Raw genomic sequence first — 23,257 nt, forward strand, 5'->3', positions numbered from 1 at the left:
TTCACCTTCTTTTGCAGCACTATTCACGAGCATAGCCTTTTCGGAAAGTTCCTGAGCTGCCTTTGAGACATTTTGAGCACTTGCCGATATTTCCTCAATACCACTTGTTGTCTCTTCAATGGAAGCAGAAGCATTTTGCAAAGCTTTGTTTATTTCTTCAGTCTTTGAAGCCAGCTCTTCTGCCGTGGCGTTCAGTTCTTCAGAAGCGCTTGCAAGAGACTGAGCAGCGTTGTTTACTTCATTAGAACCAGTAGAGATTGTTCTCATGGCTTCCTTGAGTAAATCGGCCATCTGCTGGAGTGCAACTGCCATCTGAGCAACTTCATCTTTTCCTTTGGCTTCAAACTTTACAGTTAAGTCACCTTTACCGAACTTTTCTACATTTGTCATCATTGACTTTATTGGTGCAGTTATGGAATTAGTAATCATTGTTATAAGTACTGCAATAGCAACGAGCAAAGGAATTCCTATAGCCAGAAAGACTATTAGTCTTTTATTTAGCGTTTGCTTGATATCATCGATATACACTCCACTACCAACTATCCAACCCCATGGGGCAAATTTCTTGACGTACGACAATTTAGGATAGTTTTCCTTAGTTGTTCCACCGGTTGCAAGAGGTTTTGGCCAAAGATATTCGACGTAACCACCATCAACATCGGCGTTGGTAACTTCTACAAACGCTTGGAATAGGTTTTTCTTACCATCAGTTTTAGATGGTTTCCCATTGACGGGTTGGATTAATGTTGCAGAATTGTAGTTAGAACTGTCAAGAATCTTCCCTTCAAGTTCTGGTTTTGTTGGATGCATAACCATCGTTGGAAAAGGTAACTTGTCGTCATTAATCCAAAAGTATTCAACTTTCTCATATCTCATAGCCCTTATAACTTCCTTAGCTATATTTTTTGCTTCTTCTTCACTCAATGTACCAGTTTGTGATAGTTTGTAGAAATGCTCAAGTACTGAATAAGCTGATTCAACAAGATGCTTTTGTTTTAGCATTCTTTCAGAACGCAACATAGAGTTAAGATTGACTATACTACTCACTGTGATAACTAAGAATAAAACCACGGGTGGAAGCAACATATACACAAAAAGTTTCCCACGCAGTGTCTTCATTAATTCCATCACCTCGGTTTAAAGGATAGACTAATTATGAACCTACTCACAGTGAAGATATTTTTCAAAGACGCCAATTATATAGTAGTTTTAGTGTAATTTTAGTTATTTCGATTTCCTTAGCGATTCTGCTTTGTGTAACTGCTCGCACTAGGTTTCAAAAGCGAGTTACGATAAAAAGCCCTGCTCCTGGCGACAAGTATGGGCGAGTTGTTATGATGTTTCCAAATACGGTTATGGAAAAGCTTTTCAGTAATTCAGCGTTTGCACCTATTCTTGGTGAAAGGACAAACTCAATGTTTGAATTGGTCATATTGTATGCAATGATTGGTTCCCCTGCGAAGAGCTTAAGAGTAAGAAAATCACTTTCAAATAGTTTATAACCCAAATGTCCTCTTAAACCGACGGCGTTTATCCCAGACATGTTTAAATCCGGAGAGACAAACGTCTCAACTGCCAAAGAGAAGTTGCCAAACTCTTTCTCGTAACCTACAATCCAGTATCCGGGGAATGGGACTACAATTATAAGAGCTGCTACGAGAACAAACTCTACACCAAGATAGAGGATGTTATCCATAACCTGTCACCTCCCGCCAAATGTAGAACTTTTATTTTCGATAGAGACTTTTAGAGTAAATCGTTCAACTGCATTGTAATGTTAATTCATTTTCTAATTTGTGCCATTCTTAGTGTTTTTTTCGTTGATCCTGTAATTTTTTGACGAATCAACCACAGTTTTAAATTTCTGTGCATTGCATAAAAATTGGGAGCTTCTAATATATTTGACCTGGAATTCTTTGAAAAGGTTCAAATAAAATCAAAAAATAAAGAGTTTTCTAAGAACTCTCTACGAAGTGGTGAAATGAGACTTGATAATGTTTTAATTTTCAAATAATGGAAAAATCCACTGGTCGAATTACGTCATTGATGTTCCCATTGTTATGTTTCCAAAAAAATCTTAACCATATTAGAACACATAAATTAACAGCTTTCAATTTCTCAAAAACTTGCTTTAGCTGGAGAATATCTTTCAGTACGAAAAGTGCGATTCACACGTTTTCTTACCAAGAATCATTATTAATATGCAATTGACGTTTTTGAGCAAAATTTTCACCGCATTTTCATAAATACGAATGCATCAAGTCCCTCTGTGATAAGTTCAGTAAATTCTAGTTTTTCTTTACCAAATAAATTTTTGAAGAGAACTTACTTGTATCATATCTCAATACTTCAGGACATGCCAGGCAAAGACTTTGATTTATACTGTTCAGTCTTTGGGAAACAGGTTGCCATGAATTTGGGAGTATTTTTTGCTGTAAGTTCAAAGAAGGCTAACTTAGGCAAATCAGTTAGATTCGAAGACAAACTCTTCGTCTGGATAAAACTTCTTCAAAACCGTTTCAACAACGCTCTCGGCTGTTACGACTTCGTTCAGGTAATTCTCAGCTCTGAGTTGCTGAAGATGCCGTTGTTTTTGTCTTATTTCCTTTCGCATGATACTATCGATTTCGCTCATCGTTGAGAGTAAACCAGCCGTATTTTGCTCGTAAAAATTGCGCATATGGACTATTCCTTGTATAATACTTGGTGTGCTGTATTATCAAGCGCTATAATTAGAGAAAAAATCAGTCACGGTTTCAGTCCCAGATGGCAGGTTACTTGCAGGAACGTGTTTTACTGACTTGATAACAGGCGAAGAGTTTTGGATTACTGCAGGAGTTATGACTATCGATATCCCAGCTAAAGGTTTTAGACTGCTAATAGTTACGAATAAGCCAAGAAATGGGTATAACATGTATAAGAGGATTTATTAAATTAAAGTCGGCATAGACCCAAGAAAAAAGGTGGTGCTAACAACTTGTGTTGAATTATCGATTTCCCGCCGAATACTACAACTCAATAGCAAATGTCTACGACAAAATGTACGAAGACGTTTATTGGAACATTGCAAGGCAACAAATCAAAGTGACAATTGAAAAGCACATATTCTCCATGAGTGGTTTGAGTGTTATCGATATCGGCGGTGGAACTGGATATTGGAGCCTCTGGGCATTGAAGAAAGGGGCGAAAGTGCTGTTTGTTGAACCAGCCCAAAGAATGATTGAGCAAGCAAAAGATAAACTAAGGAAAGAGATGGGGATGGATTTACGAGAGGTTCCTATCGAATTTATCAATTGTCCTGCAGAGGATTTAGACTTCCATCTACATCTTGAAGAGAAGTTCGATGTTATTTTACTGCTTGGAGATGTGCTGAGTTATGTGGACAATCTTGAAAAGACAATGGAAAATATATTAAGGGCGTCCAAGAAGGGCACCCTCGTTTTTGGAACGGTTGATAATTACTTTTCGTATCTTAAGGATGTTATCATCTATGGTTCTTGGGAGGATTACAATTACTTAGTAAATCACCGAAGACTTCCCGTTGGTTCAGAGTATGGAACTTTTGAAGCAAGAGCTTTTGAACCTGTGGAAATTGAAAATATATTCGAAGATTATGGGTTTAAAATGCTCGACCTAACAGCACTTGCAAGTATGCCAAGCCTTGAATCAAGTATCAAATATGGCAAGTATTTTATTTTTGAATCTGAGCATCTGTTTTTTGTTGCGAAAAAGGTTTAGTAATACCCAAGCCCTGTCATCTTTTGGATGTTCAGTTTTTTCAATAATTCGCTGACAGTTGTGTTTTCCTTTTCAGCGAGCAACTCTAAAGCTTTTTCTATATCGTAATTTGCTTGTCTGATAGTTTCAGAAACTACTTCGTGACCAAAGTAGTTTATCAACGGTGTGAGGTTGGAAGAAGACCTTTCAAGATTTTGCTGGCACCGTTCTTTATCAACGTCTAAAAGCTCTACATATTTTGCCAATGCATTGCACGATGAAGTGAGAAGTCTCATCGATTTGAGTGTGAAATGGACAACGATAGGTGCGAACTGATTGAGTTGTAAGTTACCTTGAGCACATGAATGGGAAACTATTTCATCGTGCCCGAAGACCACAAGGGCGTTTTGTAATACGTATTCCGGTACTACCGGGTTTACTTTACCAGGCATTATTGTGCTACCAACTTGGACGGCAGGGAGAACTATTTCGCCGATGGCAGTCCTAGGTCCACTACCAAGGAGTCGTATATCGTTGGATATTTTGTACAAGTTAACAGCGAGTGATTTCAAAAGTCCATGAACTTCAGCAAATGTATCAAGGTTTTGCGTGGCATCAATTAGGTTTTCGGCTTTTGCTATTTTCACGTTTGCAATCTGTCTTAGAACTTCCACTATTCTTAGGGTGTATTCTTTGGGAGCGCCAACTCCCGTACCTATTGCGGTTCCCCCAAGGTTCACGCTTCTTATACGTTCTTCTACCTTGTTTAGTCTCCATCTGTCACGTGCAAGTGCATCAGCCCATGCACCAAATTGTTGTCCCATCATTATTGGAACGGCATCCATCAATTGAGTTCGTCCGATAGTTCGAATAGAGTAGAATTCCTTTTCTTTCTCCTGAATCACTTCTTGGAGCTTGATAACCGCATCGACAAGTTCTCTCAATCTTACGATAACTGCCATCTTTCCTGCAGTAACGAATGTATCGTTCGTTGATTGGTGCATGTTAACATGGTTGTATGGGTCAACGAGATATTCTCCCTTTTTTCCACCAAGAATTTCTGTAGCTCGATTAGCAATCACTTCGTTTATATTTAAATTCACTGATGTACCAGCGCCACCAGACAGAGGGTCAACAACTACCCATTCCTTTAGTCTTTCCCATTCATCGCATGCAGTAGTTATTGCAGCAGATATGTTTTTATCAAGCCTTCCGATTTCGGCATTGAGTAGTGCAGCTGATTTTTTTACCATGAAGTAAGCCCAAATAAATTTTTCGTCAAATTGTTCACCAGTTTTTGGGAACAATTTCAAAGCCCTGACTGTTGCTATGCCGTAATAAGCGTCAACAGGTATTTGTTCTGTGCCAAGGTAATCGGTCTCTGTTCTGAATTCTAAAGCATTTGATTTTTCCATTTTAAATCCCCCTGTTGATTTCGATACCAAGTGGCGCTAATGCCCTTTCAAGAACTCCGTGCATGTAAGATATGACTATGCCGTAGTTTGTCATGGGGATACCAAGACGTTTGAACATTCTTACCCTTCTCATCATTTGATTTCTTGTGTTTACGCATCCGCCACAGTGTATGACAAGCTTTGCATCGGCTACTTCTTCGTATTCTGGTAAATCAACCCCTGCCCAGATTTTGAAGTTCAGATTTGCTCCAGTGTGGTTGACAAGCCAACGAGGAATTTTCACCCTTCCAATGTCTTCTGTGAGAGGCCTATGCGTGCAACCTTCCATGATTATTACTGTGTCACCGTCTTGGAGTTCTTCGATTTTGTAAACACTCTCAACAAAATACCTGATATCTCCACGATAATTTGCTTCTAAGATTGAAAACGTAGTTAATGGCACATCCTCTGGAATATCCGAAACAACTTTCATAACCGCTTGTGAGTCTGTTATTACAAGGCGTGGAGGTTCACTGAGTTTTTCTATTGTGTATCGCAGTTCTCGTTCTTTAGCAACAACAGCTATTGCCTCCCTATCGAGGATTTCTCTGATTGCATGGACCTGAGGCATTATGAGTCGACCTTTTGGTGCACCAAGGTCGATGGGAACAACAAGAACAACGATATCTCCAGCATCTATGAATTCTGGTATAAATGGAAGTTCTTCGTCGCTTGGTATAATTTCATTCAATGTTTTTCCTATGTTCTCAAATCCTTCTTTGTTAAGTGTGCTCACAACGAAGGTTTTTACGCCAAAGGTTTTCTCATATTCCTGAGCAACTGTCTGAGCATTTTCACCGAGTATATCTGATTTGTTCACAACAACTATGAAAGGTATTTCCAGTTCTTTGAATATCTCGGCTATCCTTTTTTCGTATTCGCCAGGAAAATCATCAACTACGAGTATGCCGGCATCCGATTTGTAGAACGCTCTTAACGCTTTCTGAACTCTTTTTTCTCCAAGTTCGCCAACATCATCAAGCCCAGGGGTATCTATCAATGTTACAGGACCAACAGGGTAAAGCTCCATAGATTTGTAAACAGGGTCTGTTGTTGTCCCGGGCACATCGCTTACTATGGAAATCTCCTGACCAGTTAGTGCATTCATGAATGATGACTTGCCAACATTTCTTCTTCCTACGATGGAAATGTATTTTCTAAACCCGCTTGTTGGTAACAAATACTGCACCTCCATTTTTGTTTTTATCTAACAATGTAGAAAAACTTTTCATCAGGCACTTTTGGCATACCATCAGGATAAAGTTCGTTAAGCTTTTTAAGGTATGAGAGAACTTCGTCCTTACACTCTGCAGCAGAAATGTAGTTGTATTGGCTTCTTTCAAGAGATGATTTAAGGACGTTTGCAGGTATTCCGAGCTGTTTGCTTGTTATTTCAACAGCTTTATCTACGTTTTTGTATGCCCACGCAAGGCTTTCTTTGAAAGACTTTTCGAAGAGTTTGACAGTTTGTGGATAATCTATCAGTTTACCTGTTACGAAAATTCCCGTTATCGGTATTCCAAATTTGAAACCAGTTGCCTTGTTCCATTCGTCCTGCAAGTCCATTATTATCTTTCCGTTTGACAAAGTCATGGTTACGAACGGTTCTGGGATTGCTGCAATTTTAATTTTTCCACTTCTGAAAAGCGAGACTATTTCTTGGGGTTGAGCGTAAGCAAATGTAACATCCTTGTCGGGTTCAAGTCCGTTCTTCACAAGTAAGAACCTGAGAACCACATCTGCCGTTTGACCTCTACCATGAGCTGTGTATATCTTTTCTCCCTTGAAGCTTTGGAAACCTTTAAATTCAAAGTCAGGGCTTGCTACAACGTAGAACAATCTCCAGCTGTAAACACCAACAAGCCTTACATCAACACCTTTTGTGTAAAGGTTTGCACCAAAGGTTACCGGTAATGCAGCGAAATTCACTTTCTTTGAAACAATGTAAGCTGTTGCTTCGTCCATTGTCTTCCAGAATTTTATATCGAGCGCCATATCTGTCTTTACTTCTTTGCTTATCAAACCTGCTACGGGGAATATTGTGGGACCAAACGGGTTAATGAACGTAACTCCGAATACCGCAACTGTGAATAAAATAGATACGAAGATAAAAATTTTCACAAATAACTTGATACCTCTCATCCTCTCCACCTCCCTAAGATTTTTGAAAGAATTTGAGATTCTGCTTTATGAAATTCCGGATTTGATATATCCTTTGGAACATTGGAAACGTCGAGTTCTTCAATTATGCTACTGGGCTTGTCACTCAACATATAGATTTTATCTGACAACAAGAGTGCTTCTCTGACATCGTGAGTTACAACAATCATCGAAAAGTTCATATCTTTCCTTCTTTCAATTATGTCCGAGATTATTGAAACCTTTAAATGCACATCGAGTGAAGCAAATGGTTCATCCAAAAGGAGTAGCTCTGGGTCAATAATCAAAGCCCTTGCGAGGTTCACTCGTTGTCTCATCCCACCACTTAATTTTGATGGTTTGAAATTAGCAAAGTCGTTTAGTTTCAAAGCTTTTAAGGTTTTAAATATTCGTTCTTCGTTTTCTTCAACAAATTTCAGATTTTCTATAACCGTTCTCCAAGGTATCAACCTTGGCTCTTGAAAGACGTACCCTATTCTCTGTACTTTGCGTTCGATAGTTCCTTCGTAATCGTCTATTAAACCAGCAATAATACGTATGAGTGTTGTCTTTCCACATCCAGAAGGACCAAGAAGGGCTATAGATTCTCCTCTGCTCAAATCAAAGGATATGTCTTCAATTACTTTCAATTTTCCGTAAGACTTGCTTATTGATTTCACATTTAGAATAACTTCGTTTAGTGTATTGCCCAATGTTTTACGATTTATTTTATCGAAATTAGCCAATTAAACCAACTCCCAGTTCTTTAGAAGTTTCCTGACAAAGTGGTTAAGTATGTTTTCGACGATAAGACCTATGAGTATTATGATTGCTGTGTATGCGTAAACCTTTTCTACTGCAACTGATTGTCTCGCCCAAGCTATGAGTACGCCAATACCTTTGTCTCCACACATGTATTCCGCTACTACAACGACTTTCCATACGTTACCTATGATTACTTGTAGAGCACTAAGAAGTTGAGGAACAATTGAACCAAGGTATATGTTCCTAACTACTTTTGAGCGAGACACTCTATATACCTTCGCCATCTCTATTAATCTCTTGTCTGTTGTTCTTATACCAACCGCTGTTGATAATATAGTATGTGGCAAAAGTGATAATATACTGACTATAACCGGTCCAAGCCATCCTATGCCCCAAATAAACATTACCAATGCAAGCCAGGTGATGATTGGTATTGCTTGGATAATGAGAATGCCAGGTCTTAAGATGTCGTATATTACGTCATTTAAACCTATCAAAAATCCTATCAGGACACCGAATGTCACCGTAATTGCTAAGACAACCCCTATTTTGGAAAGGGTCATAAACAAAGCCTCAAAAACTTCTGGTTTCTGTATCTCTGATACCAACGTCCTCAGAACTGTCAACGGGTCGGGAAGAATTAGTTGTGAGTTGATTACAAATGAGAGCACTGTCCATGTGATAAATATAACCAATATTCCCGTTAGATATTTCCAAAGATTTTCCAATTGTATTCTCCTTTCAGGTTTTTGGCTATTTATTTCTTATAATTTGGTTCATTTAAAAAATTACATATTGTGACATTTTTGACAAAGTATAGTTTGCTCTGCTATAATTATAATACCACAAAAAACAAGGGGGTGTGTCTATGCCAAAAGATATCACGGTCAGAACGGTTATGGCAGTTCTTGTCGACAAAAGAGAGCAAGCCGCTGTTGAAGTGCAAAAGCTTTTGACAGAGTATGGTTGTTATATCAAAACACGTTTGGGACTCCACGAAGGCGCAGGTCAGTATTGTTCACCCGTTGGACTTATTATTCTTGAATTAGTTGATGATGAGACAAAGCATGAAGAACTTTGCCAGAAATTGAATGCTATCGATGGTGTTCAAGCAAAGTACATGAAACTCGAAGTGTGACAGATATAGCTTGAGCATTTTAGTGGCGAGACGATGAACGTCTCGCCATGTTTAATTTTTTTATGCCCTTTCAACGTTTATTACTTCTTTTTCTTCACTCATTTCCGTCCTCTTTCTGTACCCATATCCCTCTCCTACAACAAGTCCGACACTTCTAATCATTTGTTTTGTGCATTCAACACAAGCTGTATCTCTTTCGAATAGACATATCTTTCCAGGATACAACGAATAATTTGGTCTATATGGGTTAGGAGTCAGGTTTGGCATAATTACGTTTGCGCCATATTTTAGTCCATACTGTCTTCCAAACGGATTTATCGAACCAAGGGCGGTTGTCGCTGGTATGTTTGCAGTCGGGACCACAATTCTTGCAAGTGCAATCATTCGAAGCGTCGTTTGTAAATCTCCGCCTTTTGCATCTTTCAGTGGTGTATCCGGATTTGGTATAAAAGGTCCAATACCTATCATGTCAGCATCAAGCTCTTTAAGGAATGCAAGGTCTAATGCTAAATCATACGCTGTTTGTCCAGGCAATCCAACCATGAACCCAGCACCAGTTTCGTAACCAAGACGTTTCAGTTCATACAAGTGTGCTTTCCTATTTTCAAAACTATCGCCCGGATGAAGTTTTGCGTAAAGTTCAGGTGAAGCAGTTTCGTGCCTCATTAAGTATCTGTCTGCTCCCAATTCTTTCCATATACGGTATTCTTCAAACTCACGTTCACCTATGCTGAGTGTGATTGCAACATCAAGCTTTTTTATTTCGGTTATCAGGTAACTTACGATTTCCGTTGTATAATACGGGTCTTCACCTGATTGAAGAACAATTGTCTTGATACCAAACTTTGCAATTAGCCTTGCTCGTTCAATAATTTCTTCAGGACTCATCCTGTACCGTTGTAAATTTTTGTTATCCGCTCTTAGCCCGCAGTAAAGGCAGTGTTGGGTGCAAATATTAGAAAACTCTATGATTGCCCTTAAATGAACTTCTTCACCAACGTATTTTCTTCTTATTTCATCAGCTGTTTTGAATATCTCCTCATCGTATTTTCCGCTCTCGATTATGTGCGTAAGATAATCCAAGTCAACGTTTTGTATCTTTTTCACATCCAACATGGGAAATCACCTCATTAAAATTTTCTTAAGAACTTGTTGAGAGTTTACGGAATTTAATGATGTCGTCCAAAGCTTGCAATATTAGATTTTTCTCTTCATCCGTTATTTCGCGTTCGCAGAACACAGCGTATTTATCATCTTCGTATGCGATGAAGCTTTCGCAGTAACTTTCTTCTCCTGCTCTTGCAATACAAGACAACCTACGCCCTATCTTTTCACATACCCATATTTTTGTGTTTAGTCTTTCTGCGTATGGTTTTAATACTTCACTGAGCTTTTCAAAATCTGACATCTCTCTCACCGCGGTCAATCCGCTCAAGGTATTTTTCAACCAGTTCTCTGTTATTTACACGCTCGAGCTCTTTTTGAATTAATTCGTAACCAAGTTTTTTAGTTTCTTCTGATGCATAATCGTTCAGATATTCTCTGAGCGTAAAGAGTGCGTTTGGTGTGCAGAATCTTTTTACAAATCCAGGAATGGCGAATTCCATAAAGTGTTCTCCTGTTCGGCCCATTCTGTAACACGCTGTACAGAAGGAAGGGATGTATCCTTCTTTCAAAAGGTCTTGGATTACCTCTTCAAGTGACCTGTTATCACCAAGTATGAACTGGCTTTTTCTCACTTTCTCTGGGTCATCTTGTGAATACGAACCGATGCCAATACTGGAGCCGCCATCGATTTGAGAAACGCCCATTTTGAGAACTTCTCTTCTCAATTCCGCTGGTTCACGAGCTGTGAGAATCATGCCAGTGTATGGAACAGCAAGCCTTATGATGGCAACAAGTTTCTTGAAGTCTTCATCGCTAACTTTATGTGGTGGATTGTATGAAATCTCGCTACCAACGGCCGGTTCTATTCTTGGGAAGGATATTGTGTGAGGACCAACTCCGAATCGTTCTTCAAGGTGTATTGTGTGGTAAATCAAACCCATTACTTCGAATTTCCAGTTGAACAAACCGAAGAGTGCTCCAATTCCTACATCGTCTATACCGGCAAGCATGGCACGGTCAAGACCATATAGTCTCCAAGCGTAATTCGATTTTGGACCACGTGGATGAAGTTTTTTGTAAGTTGGTTGATGATAGGTTTCTTGGAAGATTTGGAATGTTCCAATACCAGCTTCTTTGATGATTTTGTAACCTTCCACAGTTTGGGGTGCTGCATTCACATTTACCCTTCTTATCTCTCCGTTTCCGACTTTTGTTTCATAAATTATTCTAATTGTTTCAGCTATGAACTCGGGACTGTATTTTGGATGCTCGCCATAAACTACTATCAATCTTTTGTGACCTTTGGATACAAGAGCCCTGACTTCATTTCTAAGTTCCTCAAAGGTCAACGTTTTTCTGTAAACCTCTTGGTTAGAACTCCTAAATCCACAGTAGACACAGTCGTTAACACAGTCGTTTCCTATATAGAGTGGTGCAAAAAGGACAATTCTGTTGCCGTATATACGTTCCTTAAGAGTTCTGGCGGCGTGGAAGATTTCTTCGAGCAATTCTGGGTCTTCAACGTTGAGCAAAGTAGCCACTTCCTCAGGTTCGAGCCTGTTTTTGTTCAGTGATTTGTCAAGAATCTCTAAAACTCTTTTTCTATCAGGGTTCTTTGTTCTTTCAAGCAATTCCCAAATTTCTGCCTCTGGGACGAACGTTTTTTCCGTATCAATTTCTTTTGTAAATACATACATACTTTCCACCTCCGAATTTAATCGAATTAATATTTCAGTTTACAGCCACGCTTTTCACTTTCACACCTTTTATATTCCCCAATTTTCCCGTAAATGCTCCGACGTTGTCGTTTGTTGTTTTGACTATGAGGAACACAATGGCTATATTTTCATCTGGAACGGGATAACCTACTCTGAGTTTGATAATATCTGCATATTTATGGAGAAGCTCATTTACTTTAGAATAAGCGTTTTCTCTGTCATGGACAATTATGTCAATAGTGTAGTATCTTTCTGTCTTTTCTTCCATTTACTTCCCTCCACTTGCTTTTTCTGCAGAACTTTTTTCTTGTCTTCTTTTGGCTTTTGACCTGTCCGTATAGTGAGTGTGCAGATAATGGTGTGCTACGTGACCGTTAGGTTCTCCGACGAATTCCTCGTAAAGTTGAATAATTTCTGGGTTTTCGTGTGAGCGTCTGATAACGCTCATTTCGTCTATACTATAGATTGCTCTGGCACGCTTCTTAATGATATCTGGGTCTAAACTCTTGGGTTGCCCACCACCACCGATACAACCTCCCATACAAGCCATTACTTCAACGAAATCGTAGTTTCTCTTTCCTTCCTTGATTTCTTTCAGCAACTTCTTAGCATTTCCAGTTCCATTTACAATTGCAACTTTAAGCTTTCTTGTTTTAAAATCAACCTCAGCTTCTCTAATCCCATCCAATCCCCTAACTTCAGAAAAGACAAGCCTTGGTAATTTCTCACCTGTGAATTTTTCGTAAGCGGTCCTCAATGCAGCTTCCATAACACCACCAGTGACACCAAATATAGCACCTGCACCTGAGGAAGCACCGAGTGGACTGTCGTGCTTTTCCTCAGGAAGATTAACAAAGGAAATACCTTTGAACTTCAGCATCTTTGCAAATTCACGAGTTGTTATTACGTAATCTGTAACTTTTATACCGTTCACGACATGTTGAGGTCTTTCTATTTCGTCTTTTTTTGCTGTGCAGGGCATAACTGCTACCATGACAATATTCTCAGGCGCGACCCCAAGTTTCTTTGCAAAATACTCGCGAGTACTGCTCATTATTTGCATCGGAGATTTTGTTGTTGATAAGTTTGGTATAAACTCTGGAAATTCTTTTTCAACCATGTTCACCCAAGCTGGACAACAGCTTGTGAACATAGGTAATACTCCGCCTTCCGTTAGCCTATGGAGAAGTTCGTGCGCTTCTTCCACAATTGTTAGGTCTGCTCCGAAGTTGGTATCAAAAACGTAGTCGAAGCCTAATCTTCTAAGTGCCGCAACCATCTTTCCAGTACTCACAGTTCCTGGTTCCATGCCAAATTCTTCCCCAATCGCCACTCTCACCGAAGGAGCGGTTTGCGCAATAAACACTTTTCCGTTTTTGTTTTCAAGCATGTGGAGTAGTTTTTTCCAAGTTGGAGCTTCGTATATTGCCCCAACAGGACACAAGTAAGCACATTGCCCACAACTGATACAGTTTGTCTCATAAACCGGTAGCCCGAATTCCGTTTCAGGCACCGTTTCGTAGCCACGCTCTACCATTGAGTAAATGTTCATTCCCTGTATTTCACTACACACTCTCACACATCGTTGACACTTTATACACTTCGTTAGGTCACGATGAATCGATGGACTGCTTGTGTCTATATGCTTAGGGAAACTAACGGTAATTCCAAAGGTAGGTTGAACATCATACATGTGAACAAGATTTTGGAGTTCACACCTGCCATCGGCTTCACAATACATACATTCGTGTGGATGGTTTGCCATAATTAATTCAAGGTTCATTTTCACAGCATTTTCTACACGTTCAGTATTCGTTTTAATCACCATTCCATCGGCAACTTTTGTCGTGCACGCAGGTTGAAGGGTCTTAAAACCTTCGACTTCTACTACACAAACTCTGCAAGCACCTATGGGTTCGAGTTCAGGATGATGACATAACGTTGGTATGTTATACCCAAGCTTTGATGCAACTTCAAGTATAGTTTGCCCTTCTTCGACCTCGTATTTTTTACCGTTGATATAAATTGTAACCATAATACCCCTCCTTCCAGAGCGGAGCTGAAAACAAAAATCCCTCTTTCCTTTAACCAAGGAAAGAGGGACGAATTGGATTTAATTGAGCTTAAAGATATTTGTACAATGCAAAGCCATTATTGTCTAACACAAAGCTTTGCCTTTACTCTTTAATCTCCATCCCTCTTTCCTTGGTGTCAGAGCAATTTGCTCCTTCACCTCAGAAAGCATAAACAAACACTTAGAGAAAATATTCACATGTCGAATATATTATAACACAAAGCCGTACAGTGATACAAGTTGAATTTTTGGATATATTTTTAGAAAAAGGCTAATATTGGAAAATGTATGATATATTTGTGTATTTTTTCACTTTTTCTCTTTATGACTTTCGGATAACAAATAACAAAAAAAGCTGGTGTGCATAGAGCACACCAGCAATTCTAACTATGAGTTTTAGTTAACCTTTTCAACCTCTTTTGTTTGTTGAGCTTTTCTGACGGCTCTTGACCTATCGGTGTAGTGTGTATGCAACAAGTGGTGAGCAATATGGCTGTTTGGTTTTTCGAGGAACTCTTCGTAAAGTTTTATAATATCTGGGTTTTCGTGTGACCTTCTTAGCACGCTGAGTTCGTCGATGGTGTAAATCGCTTGTGCACGTTTTTTGAGAATGTCTGGATCAAGACTCTTCGGTTGTCCACCGCCACCAATACAACCACCAAGACACGCCATTATCTCGACGAAGTCGTAATATCTCTTTCCTTCTTTCATTTCTCTCAGCAATTTTTTCACATTTGCCATACCATGTGCAATAGCTACTTTGAGTTTTCTTCCTTTGATATCAATTTCAGCTTCTCTTACACCGTCAAGACCTCGCACACTTTCGAACACAAGTTTTGGTAATTTCTCGCCTGTCAGAACCTCGTAAGCTGTTCTGAGAGCCGCTTCCATAACACCACCAGTCACACCAAAGAGTGCACCAGCACCTGTTGACGTTCCAAGTGGGCTATCGTATTGTTCTTCTGGGAGGTTTACGAACGGTATACCTTTGAGTTTAATGAGCTTTCCGAGTTCTCTTGTTGTAATGACGTAATCTGTCACTTTGATACCATCTACCAATTGTTGTGGTCTTGTGATTTCATCTTTCTTTGCTGTACATGGCATAATTGAAACCATAACGATATCTTCAGGTTTTACACCTATCTTTTGTGCAAAGTATGTTTTAACTACACTGCTCATCATCTGTTGTGGGGATTTTGCTGTTGAAAGGTGTTCTCTGAGTTCTGGCCATTCCTTTTCCATTTCATTTACCCAACCAGGGCAGCAGCTTGTAAACATTGGGAATTTACCTCCGTTCTGGAGCCTTCCAATAAGTTCGTAACCCTCTTCCATAATTGTAAGGTCAGCTGCAAAGTTTGTATCAAAGACATAATCGAATCCAAGTCTTCTAAGTGCAGCAACCATCTTTCCTGTGCTTATGCTTCCAGGTTCCATTCCGAATTCTTCACCAATTGCAACCCTGACAGATGGAGCAGTCTGTGCAACATAAACTTTGCCAGGTTCCTTGCTGTTTAGCATCTTCCAAACTTTCTTCCAGTCTGGGGCTTCGTAAATAGCTCCTACTGGACACAGGTTAGCACACTGACCGCAACTTATACAGTCAGTTTCGTAAAGTGGGATGCCAAATTCTGTTTCTGGAAGGGATTCGTAACCACGTTCAATCATTGAGTATATGTTCATACCCTGTATTTCACTACACACTCTCACACATCTCTGACACTTGATACACTTGGACAGGTCTCTGTGAACAGAAGGACTACTCATATCTATTTCTTTTTCTATGTTAACATTTACCCCAAATATAGGCTGAACATCATACATGTGAACCAGTTTCTGGAGTTCACAGCGGCCGTCCGCTTCACAGTACATACATTCGTGAGGATGGTTCGACATTATCAAAGAGAGGTTGAACCTGACGGCACTTTCCACTCTTTCTGTGTTTGTCTTTATCTTCATCCCATCCGCTACTTTTGTTGTACAAGCAGGTTGGAGAGTCCTTGCACCCTCAATTTCGACAACACATATTCTGCAAGCCCCGATTGGTTCAAGTTCAGGATGGTGACAAAGGGTTGGAATTTTGAAACCTAAATCTGCCGCTGCTTCAAGAACGGTTTTGTTTTCTGGAACTTGATAAGGCTTATCGTTGATGTAGATAGTTACCATCGGCCACCCACCTCCGTATAATGATAGCAAAGAATAAATCTAATGTTATTCTACCACATAAGTAAAAATTTCACAAGTGACAAATAGTAAAATTCGAAAAGAAAATGAGAGAATTTCCGTTTTATATTTTGAAATTTAGTTCTAATTGCTATTTTTGAGAACATGCAAAACAAAGAAAAAATATATTTTTCACATGTGCTACCATAAGTTGCAATTAGAACTTTGTTGAAAAACTAAGATAATAATCTGTTGTTATAAATGGAATTGAAATTCTTTGGTCTGGATTGGCGTAAAAAACAACATTAAAGTAATTATAAATCCAGTCTGTGAAAGTGTATCCCTGAATTAGTCTAAGCGGGCTCTCGTGACCGTGCAGAGTTATTCGATACCCGATTTCTATTCCAGAGTATCTATCGTAATACCATATGCCTCCAAATCTTGCCATTACGTACTGCGATTGCCTTCTTGCTTCTTCCAAAATACTCTGCCAATCTTCCGGCGGCGTTTGTGATTGCCAAACGTTTATCAACATACCACCCTCCAATAGCGAAAAAACTTCAAAGTCCTTGCTAAGCAAGATTCCACCACTCAAAAAACCACGTGCTACTAGAACTGAAACGTACTCAGACTGACCAGGCAAGAAAATCGTTGCAAGTGCGGATTGCAGATAAGGACGAACAATTATCGGTCCGAGTATCGTGTTGTTGTGGATATGCGCCATATTGAGAAGGATATATGTTTGGAAGCTCGGGTCCACAGTCTCACCAAGATAGGCTTTGTTAATAAAGAACGGATCCCACAAGAATGTTTCAAGGTTAAAAACTGTGGATTCTGCTGGGAAATAGCGTATTTTGAGATTGAAAGCTCCTACGATATCGAACAATGGTTGCGTAGAAATTTCCCAGTTGCCAAACGAGAAACCTACAGAGGTAAACTCAACAAACAATCCTTCCTTATGTGGCGGTACGATGCTTACCACAAAATCTCCACTTTGCACTGCCAAAGAGATACTAAATGCAATAACTAGAAAACTTAGAGCAAGTATTCTTCGCACTTTCTTCATGTTTTCACCTCCTCAAGTGATTTGAAATAAATAAATCAAAAGAGTTAGAATTATCTTTTTCTTCATCCAGCACTTTTTAGACACTCTTTTTTACTCGAACGTTCAGCAAATTGAACATTTCGTATGGGAGTGTTAGATTTAATCAATTATACCACTTACTCCGTTATTTCACCAAAAGGCTTCTTTGGTGTGGTATAATAATCAAGAAAGCATTTGCCGATATCGTTTTTAAAACTGTTCGGAGGGATGAATTGTGGATAACGCAAATCAATACCTCAGCAAACCTTACGTGGAACTGAAGGAAGGTGCAAAAGAACAAATCAAAAGTTGCCAGCTTTTCATACTTGACATTGATGGGACATTCTATCTGAGTGGAAAACCTTTCGAAGGTTCCAGAAAATTTGTGGAGGCTCTTGAAAGATTGGGTAAAAAGCTAGTTTTTCTTACAAACAACTCCAATAGAACTATAGAAAGTTACATCAACGAATTTGCAGAGATGGGAATCAGGCTTAATAGAGACCAAATAGTCACGGCTGGAGTGGCGACAGCTGAGTATCTTTTCGAAGAATTCGGTCCAAAGCGTGTGTATATCGTTGGGACTGATGATATAAAGTTCGAGTTTCAAAGAGTTGGTCACACAGTTGTCGAAGAAGACCCGGAAGTCGTGGTTGTAACGTTTGATAAGACCCTAACGTATGAAAAAATCAAAAAAGCCACACAGTTTGTTTCAAAAGGTGCACTCTTTGTTGTAACTAACCCCGACCTCAACTGTCCTTCCTCTGAAGGACCACTTCCTGATGCAGGTGCGATTGCGTCGGTCATAAGAAAGGCTTCAGGGGTTTATCCCAACATCATTTTTGGAAAACCAGAACCTAAGCTAATCGAGATGGTGATTAGGCACAACAATGTCAGCAAAAATGAGGCTTGTATGGTGGGAGATAGATTGTACACAGACATACTTGCAGGTATCCAAGCGGGAACTTGGACAGTGTTAGTACTCACCGGAGAAGCTACTATGGAACAAGCTGAGAAAAGCCCGATAAAGCCGCATCTAATTGCGAAAGACATAGGGGTGCTTGCTGACATCCTGATTGGGGAAATATAGTATAGAACAGAACTTGGTAGGTATCCTTGATGATAAAATACGCACTTAGGAGTAAGCCAACGGAAAAGCTTGTAGAACTTGCACAAAGTGGTCTGACGGAAGCGATGGACCTTATCATAGAGAAATTTTACCCGATGGTTGTGAGGATAGCCTCACAGTTCTATGCTCCTTGGGCGGAATTCGATGACATTGTTCAAAACGGGCTGATAGGACTCATCAAAGCCATATTCTACTACGAACCTGGCAAAAGTTCATTTTCTACATTCGCATGGAGAAGCATAGAATCGGAAGTCAAAACATTTATAACCTACCAAAACAGAAAGAAGAACAAAATGTTATCTGATTCCACAAGCATGGACTCAATTTATGATGAAGTCGACGATGAGCAGATAGATTACTTTGTAGCCGATACGTCAGCAACGACGAATGTTGTTAGGAATACAATTCTGAGCATAGTTCACGAAGAGATTCTTGAATCCCTGAAGGAAGACGAAATTAAAATATTCGAACTTTGGTTGGATGGGTATAGCTACAAAGAGATAGAAGAGCAAGTAGGTGTTAACTTTAAAAAAGTCGACAACACCATTCAGAAGGTGAAGAGAATCATTAGAAGCAGACTTAGTGCTTCAATTCTTCCGTTCTTGGAAGGGTGATTATCGTAGATTAAACAAAGCGAGGGATATGTTTGGCAAGAGTTAAGAAGGTGCAATCCATACATGATATAGATTTTGAGAAGCTTTTGAACTCAGGGAAGAGGATTTTTCTTTTTGATTTCGACAATACAATAAACGTATGGCGTTCAACACATGTTCCAGAACAAGCTGCAAAGTTATTTGACTATCTTAAATCAAAAGGTGCAGAAATTTATATCGTTTCCAACGGTCGTAAGCGAAACTTGGATTACGAAGTCCCAGTTATTTGGCGTGCATTTAAGCCGTTGGCTTTTAAAGTGAGATTGAAACTCAAACAGAAACTTAAGCAAAAAGAAGAAATAGTAGTTATTGGTGACCAAATCTTTACGGACGTGCTTTTTGCGAAATTACTCGGAGTTGATGTCATCAAAGTCGAGCCGATTGATAAGTCAAAGGAAGCGTTTGGGACAAGAATACTAAGGTTTTTTGAGAAATTACTCCATAGGCTTACTCATCGGAGTAGGAGGGAATAATACTCATGAACCTTCAACAAGGAAGATACAATTTGTTGCAACTTCTGGAAGCAGCCTACAAAGGTGAAGTAATGCTACCAGATTTCCAAAGAAATTTTGTGTGGAAAAGAGAGGATATAGAAGAGCTAATTAAATCATTGCTGGAAGGGATGTTCATCGGAACATTCTTGATTCTTGATACAAGCCCAAACGTAATTCCTTTTGAGCCTGTATTTATTACAGGCGTCAAAGAAGTAAACCCAGAGGTAAAAGCAAATCCACACAAGCTCATCTTGGATGGTCAACAACGTTTAACTGCTATGTTCTACGCTATTTATTGTCCAAATATCCCATTGAAAAACACAGAAGCTCCGTATAGGTTTTTTATAAACCTCGAAAAGCTTGCAAACGATAACGTTGAGGATGCTGTGTTTAGCTGGTCTGTTAAATCATACGAATATGCTTCATACCTCGATGAAAATGGAAATCTCGATATTTCAAAACTTCTAGAAAAGAAAATTTTACCTTTGAGTATCTTCCAGAGGAAGAACGAATATTACAAAAACGTTTACGTGAAGCTCCAGAGCATGTTTGATGATAAAAAGCTCAGTAAAATAGACAAGTATATCGAGAACATGTTAGGATACGATGTTTTGACACTTTCTCTGGACTTTTCTTACAACCAAAAACCCGAAGAGATAGCTATATTGTTCGAAAGGATAAATAAAACAGGTATACGACTCTCCACATACGACTTGTTAAATGCAAGGTTGTACAAGTATATAAAGTTAAGAGAAGAGTGGGAGAAAGTTTTCGAAGAAAATCCTAATATCAGAAAATTGGCGGACAGAGTAGACAATACCAATGTGCCATATTCTTTTATACAAGCTCTTGCTTTATCCAAAGGAATGGGTATTAAGTCGAGAGAACTCATTAAAATCGACAACTCGGTTCTTAACAAGGAGACTTGGAACAAGGTTGTTGATGTTGCTGAAAACAAGCTTTTGCCGTATTTGGGACAAATCGATGAATTTGGAATTCCAGATATAAACAAATGGTTGCCGTATAATCCATTGGTAACATTGCTCACAGCTTTCTACTTGAGTTTAAATCACATAGATATTGAAAAAATCAAGGCATGGTATTGGAGTGCGGTATTTACAGAGAGGTATTCGGGCTCCTCAGAAACATCCACGATGAAAGATTTCAGGGAAGTAAACCTCTGGATGAAAGATGAGGAGTCTTTACCAGAGGTTGTGAGAGATTTTTTGACTCAATTATCGAAAGATTTATTCGTATTGAAGAATTTAACAAGGAGCGGCGGAGCAAAGTATAGAGGGGTATTTAACTTAATATTCATGAACAAAGCTCGAGATTTTTATTATCCTGAAAATTTGGCTTTTAATGATTTAGAAGACCATCACATATTTCCAAAAGCGTTCTTGAAGGAAAAGAACGTTGAGGTAGAAGCTGATACGTTGATGAATAGGACGTTGATTTTCTCAGAAACAAATAGAAAAATCTCAAACAAAAGTCCGGCAGAGTATATTGAAGAGATGATAAAAAAGCAGATGGAAATAGGTTTGACAAGACAGCAAGCTGAGGAGAAAGTCAAGGAAATTTTGAAGGCACACTTTATCGACGACGAAATGTATGAAATTCTGAAGAGCACAACTAAGAATTTATCTGCTGAGGAAATAAAGAGAAATTTTGAACGGTTTGTGAGTAAGCGGGAGAAACTGATGATTGAAAGGATAAAAGAGATTATAAGTTTTGAAAAATACAGCAAGTTCTTAGACAACAACCCTCGAAAGTTAAATAAATTGTTCTGGAAATCTTTGCTTGAAAAAAGTAACCAAAAGTTCAATCTTTTCTCTACAAGATCTAGTACACCAGATACATTTTTATCAAAGAGAATTTCAAAGGGTTTGGAACTTGTGTATTACATATTCAAGAACTACGGAGCTATTGGAACGTACATTGATTTTGGGAAGGAGCACAAGGAACTAAACAAGAAAGTTTTCGACTTTTTTTACAAACACCGAGCAGAGTTTGAAAAAGTATTAGGAAACGATATAGAATGGAAAAGAAATGACAAACATAGGTCATGTTTAATTTATAAAAAGATACCTGATGGTGGAATCTACAGAACAAAAACATGGGATGAACTTCAAAATAAGATGGTTGAGCATATGTTTAACCTTTACCAGATAGTTCAAAAATTCCTGCCTCAGGTTCAACAATTAGCAGAGCAGTACTTTGAAGGTAAGGGAAACAAAATCAGTGATGATTAAATCCTAAGTGAATGGGGTGATAAAGATGAAGAAAATCCGTTTAGGTATCGTTGGTTGTGGTATTGCGGCTCGTGAGTTGCATTTTCCTGCGCTGAAAGAGCTAACAGACAAGTTTGAAATAGTTGCCGTTACGAGTAGAACCAGAGAGCATGCTGAGGATTTTGCAAAGTTGGTATCTGAGACGTTAGGTTATACTCCGCAGGTATTTAACTCCTACGAAGAGTTACTACTCTCAAAGCAAGTTGATGCAGTGGATTTAACCTTACCCATAGAGTTGAACGTGCCTTTTATAAAGCAAGCCGTTGAACATGATTTGCATGTGATTTGTGAAAAACCGATATCAACCGATGTGAAAAGTGGGAAGGAATTAGTTGAGTTCTCACTTCAAAGTAACAAAGTGATATACATTGCTGAAAACTACAGGCATGCGTTTAAGTACAATAAGATAAGAGAATTGTTGCACGAAGGAGCTATTGGTCAGCCTATTTTCGTTAACTGGCATCTATGGATTGGTATGGATAAGGAGAACAAGTACGTGAAAACAACCTGGAGACAAGTTCCAAAACACATAGGTGGGTTTTTGTCAGATGGCGGGGTTCATCATATTGCCGCACTTAGGGTTATGTTAGGAGACATCGAGTGGGTTAGTGGGCAAGTCAAACGCATCACAGATTATTTGGGAGACGTTGATTTCCTTTCTACTCTTTTTGAATTCAAAACAGGTGTTGTAGGTAATTACACAGTTAGTTACGCAGTCAAAGGTGAAGAGTATTTCGAGATTGTTGGAACAGAAGGGAAGATAAGACTAACACCGAATTCAATAGTATTGTATGGAAAGGTAAACGAAGAGATACCACTTATCCAGGAGAATACGTTCAAGAAGGAATTTGAAGACTTCTACGAAGTCCTGACAACCGAAAAGCCGAACATCCTTGGAAACCCTGCGGAAGCGCTCAAAGACCTTGCATTTTTTGAGGCGGCTATCAAGTCGAAAGGTGAAAAGGTAGAGATAGAAAGGCTGATAAAAGAGGCTTAAAAGAGGTTGAACAGTGTAGTATGGAAAACAACAAAGACACGATTATCCATGTTTCATTATTAGATAGAGATGTTCTGCTTACGCCTCACGTATACGAACGCATGGTTGAAAGAGGTATCACTTTGGAAGACCTTATAAAATTGCTTGAATCAAAAGATTCAATGGCAATGATGCAAAAGAATTTTAGGCTCAAAATCACCAACGGCGAAATCAGTGCTATATTGCAACTTTCAGGAAAAGTTTTGTATGTTATAACCGTATTCTGGGAAGATAAGAAAAAAGAAAAGAAAGGGGCTACCGTATAGGGTAGCCGTTCTTTTTAAAAAATTAAGGATTTGTC

At 39.0% G+C, this 23,257-nt stretch carries 23 protein-coding genes; 8 read left to right on the forward strand and 15 right to left on the reverse strand.

Annotated elements, in window-relative coordinates:
* From AC3M61_RS03315 to AC3M61_RS03325, 3 genes are all read right to left on the reverse strand, one after another.
* The coding region (locus AC3M61_RS03315; protein WP_500779495.1) for a cache domain-containing protein at positions 1–1,128 on the reverse strand (1,128 nt) is incomplete at its 3' end.
* A 148-nt stretch (positions 1,129–1,276) separates the two neighbouring features.
* A complete protein-coding gene (locus AC3M61_RS03320) occupies positions 1,277–1,696 on the reverse strand; it encodes a hypothetical protein (RefSeq protein WP_500779496.1) in 420 nt (139 codons plus the stop codon).
* A gap of 768 nt (positions 1,697–2,464) precedes the next feature.
* Positions 2,465–2,680: a hypothetical protein gene (locus AC3M61_RS03325; RefSeq protein WP_500779497.1), complete on the reverse strand. Its 216-nt coding sequence runs from the start codon at positions 2,678–2,680 to the stop codon at positions 2,465–2,467.
* A 299-nt stretch (positions 2,681–2,979) separates the two neighbouring features.
* On the opposite strand from AC3M61_RS03325, the gene AC3M61_RS03330 reads away from it, so the two are divergent.
* Positions 2,980–3,738 (forward strand): class I SAM-dependent methyltransferase, encoded by a 759-nt coding sequence (locus AC3M61_RS03330; RefSeq protein ID WP_500779498.1) that lies wholly within the window; start codon positions 2,980–2,982, stop codon positions 3,736–3,738.
* Here the strand turns inward: AC3M61_RS03330 and AC3M61_RS03335 are convergent.
* Genes AC3M61_RS03335 through AC3M61_RS03355 form a run of 5 tightly spaced genes read right to left on the reverse strand, consistent with a single transcriptional unit; the run spans position 3,735 to position 8,803 of the window.
* Positions 3,735–5,132, reverse strand: coding sequence for an aspartate ammonia-lyase (locus tag AC3M61_RS03335; protein ID WP_500779499.1), 1,398 nt, complete (start codon positions 5,130–5,132; stop codon positions 3,735–3,737). The two genes, AC3M61_RS03330 and AC3M61_RS03335, sit on opposite strands and share 4 nt — an antisense overlap.
* A 1-nt stretch (position 5,133) precedes the next feature.
* Positions 5,134–6,351: a [FeFe] hydrogenase H-cluster maturation GTPase HydF gene (gene hydF, locus AC3M61_RS03340; protein ID WP_500779500.1), complete on the reverse strand. Its 1,218-nt coding sequence runs from the start codon at positions 6,349–6,351 to the stop codon at positions 5,134–5,136.
* 23 nt (positions 6,352–6,374) lie between these two features.
* On the reverse strand, positions 6,375–7,313 hold the full coding sequence (locus AC3M61_RS03345; protein ID WP_500779501.1) for an ABC transporter substrate-binding protein: 939 nt from the start codon (positions 7,311–7,313) through the stop codon (positions 6,375–6,377).
* Positions 7,310–8,056 carry an ABC transporter ATP-binding protein gene (locus tag AC3M61_RS03350; protein ID WP_500779502.1) on the reverse strand — a complete coding sequence of 249 codons (747 nt, stop codon included), beginning with the start codon at positions 8,054–8,056 and terminating at the stop codon, positions 7,310–7,312. The genes AC3M61_RS03345 and AC3M61_RS03350 overlap by 4 nt, the downstream gene beginning before the upstream one ends.
* On the reverse strand, positions 8,057–8,803 hold the full coding sequence (locus AC3M61_RS03355) for an ABC transporter permease subunit (RefSeq protein WP_029684122.1): 747 nt from the start codon (positions 8,801–8,803) through the stop codon (positions 8,057–8,059).
* Positions 8,804–8,943: 140 nt separating this feature from the next.
* Here AC3M61_RS03355 and AC3M61_RS03360 point away from each other — a divergent pair, with 140 nt between their 5' ends.
* On the forward strand, positions 8,944–9,213 hold the full coding sequence (locus tag AC3M61_RS03360) for a CPF_0552 family protein (RefSeq protein WP_014450895.1): 270 nt from the start codon (positions 8,944–8,946) through the stop codon (positions 9,211–9,213).
* A gap of 60 nt (positions 9,214–9,273) precedes the next feature.
* Here the strand turns inward: AC3M61_RS03360 and hydE are convergent, their stop codons facing one another.
* From hydE to AC3M61_RS03395, 7 genes are all read right to left on the reverse strand, one after another.
* Positions 9,274–10,329: a [FeFe] hydrogenase H-cluster radical SAM maturase HydE gene (gene hydE / locus AC3M61_RS03365; RefSeq protein WP_500779503.1), complete on the reverse strand. Its 1,056-nt coding sequence runs from the start codon at positions 10,327–10,329 to the stop codon at positions 9,274–9,276.
* Positions 10,330–10,354: 25 nt separating this feature from the next.
* Positions 10,355–10,621 (reverse strand): hypothetical protein, encoded by a 267-nt coding sequence (locus AC3M61_RS03370; protein ID WP_500779728.1) that lies wholly within the window; start codon positions 10,619–10,621, stop codon positions 10,355–10,357.
* A complete protein-coding gene (hydG, locus tag AC3M61_RS03375; protein WP_500779504.1) occupies positions 10,608–12,017 on the reverse strand; it encodes a [FeFe] hydrogenase H-cluster radical SAM maturase HydG in 1,410 nt (469 codons plus the stop codon). The genes AC3M61_RS03370 and hydG overlap by 14 nt, the downstream gene beginning before the upstream one ends.
* A 34-nt stretch (positions 12,018–12,051) precedes the next feature.
* Complete coding sequence (locus AC3M61_RS03380; protein ID WP_029684127.1) at positions 12,052–12,306, reverse strand: TM1266 family iron-only hydrogenase system putative regulator; 255 nt, start codon at positions 12,304–12,306, stop codon at positions 12,052–12,054.
* Positions 12,307–14,073 (reverse strand): NADH-dependent [FeFe] hydrogenase, group A6, encoded by a 1,767-nt coding sequence (locus tag AC3M61_RS03385; RefSeq protein ID WP_500779505.1) that lies wholly within the window; start codon positions 14,071–14,073, stop codon positions 12,307–12,309. It lies immediately after the preceding gene.
* 435 nt (positions 14,074–14,508) lie between these two features.
* The gene (locus tag AC3M61_RS03390) at positions 14,509–16,275 is read right to left on the reverse strand and encodes an NADH-dependent [FeFe] hydrogenase, group A6 (protein WP_500779506.1); all 1,767 of its coding nucleotides are present in this window, start codon (positions 16,273–16,275) and stop codon (positions 14,509–14,511) included.
* 214 nt (positions 16,276–16,489) lie between these two features.
* Complete coding sequence (locus AC3M61_RS03395; protein ID WP_500779507.1) at positions 16,490–17,338, reverse strand: hypothetical protein; 849 nt, start codon at positions 17,336–17,338, stop codon at positions 16,490–16,492.
* A gap of 253 nt (positions 17,339–17,591) precedes the next feature.
* On the opposite strand from AC3M61_RS03395, the gene AC3M61_RS03400 reads away from it, so the two are divergent.
* The 6 genes from AC3M61_RS03400 to AC3M61_RS03425 are packed head-to-tail and all read left to right on the forward strand — an operon-like array spanning position 17,592 to position 23,222.
* A complete protein-coding gene (locus AC3M61_RS03400; RefSeq protein WP_500779508.1) occupies positions 17,592–18,443 on the forward strand; it encodes an HAD-IIA family hydrolase in 852 nt (283 codons plus the stop codon).
* Positions 18,444–18,472: 29 nt separating this feature from the next.
* On the forward strand, positions 18,473–19,096 hold the full coding sequence (locus AC3M61_RS03405; protein WP_500779509.1) for a sigma-70 family RNA polymerase sigma factor: 624 nt from the start codon (positions 18,473–18,475) through the stop codon (positions 19,094–19,096).
* Between the two features lie 32 nt (positions 19,097–19,128).
* On the forward strand, positions 19,129–19,608 hold the full coding sequence (locus tag AC3M61_RS03410) for a YqeG family HAD IIIA-type phosphatase (RefSeq protein WP_500779510.1): 480 nt from the start codon (positions 19,129–19,131) through the stop codon (positions 19,606–19,608).
* 5 nt (positions 19,609–19,613) lie between these two features.
* On the forward strand, positions 19,614–21,881 hold the full coding sequence (locus tag AC3M61_RS03415) for a DUF4268 domain-containing protein (protein WP_500779511.1): 2,268 nt from the start codon (positions 19,614–19,616) through the stop codon (positions 21,879–21,881).
* Positions 21,882–21,906: 25 nt separating this feature from the next.
* Positions 21,907–22,917, forward strand: coding sequence for a Gfo/Idh/MocA family protein (locus AC3M61_RS03420; protein ID WP_500779512.1), 1,011 nt, complete (start codon positions 21,907–21,909; stop codon positions 22,915–22,917).
* A gap of 20 nt (positions 22,918–22,937) precedes the next feature.
* Positions 22,938–23,222 carry a DUF4258 domain-containing protein gene (locus AC3M61_RS03425; protein WP_500779513.1) on the forward strand — a complete coding sequence of 95 codons (285 nt, stop codon included), beginning with the start codon at positions 22,938–22,940 and terminating at the stop codon, positions 23,220–23,222.
* Positions 23,223–23,257: the final 35 nt, after the last annotated feature.

The sequence above is a fragment of the Fervidobacterium sp. genome, from assembly GCF_059913585.1.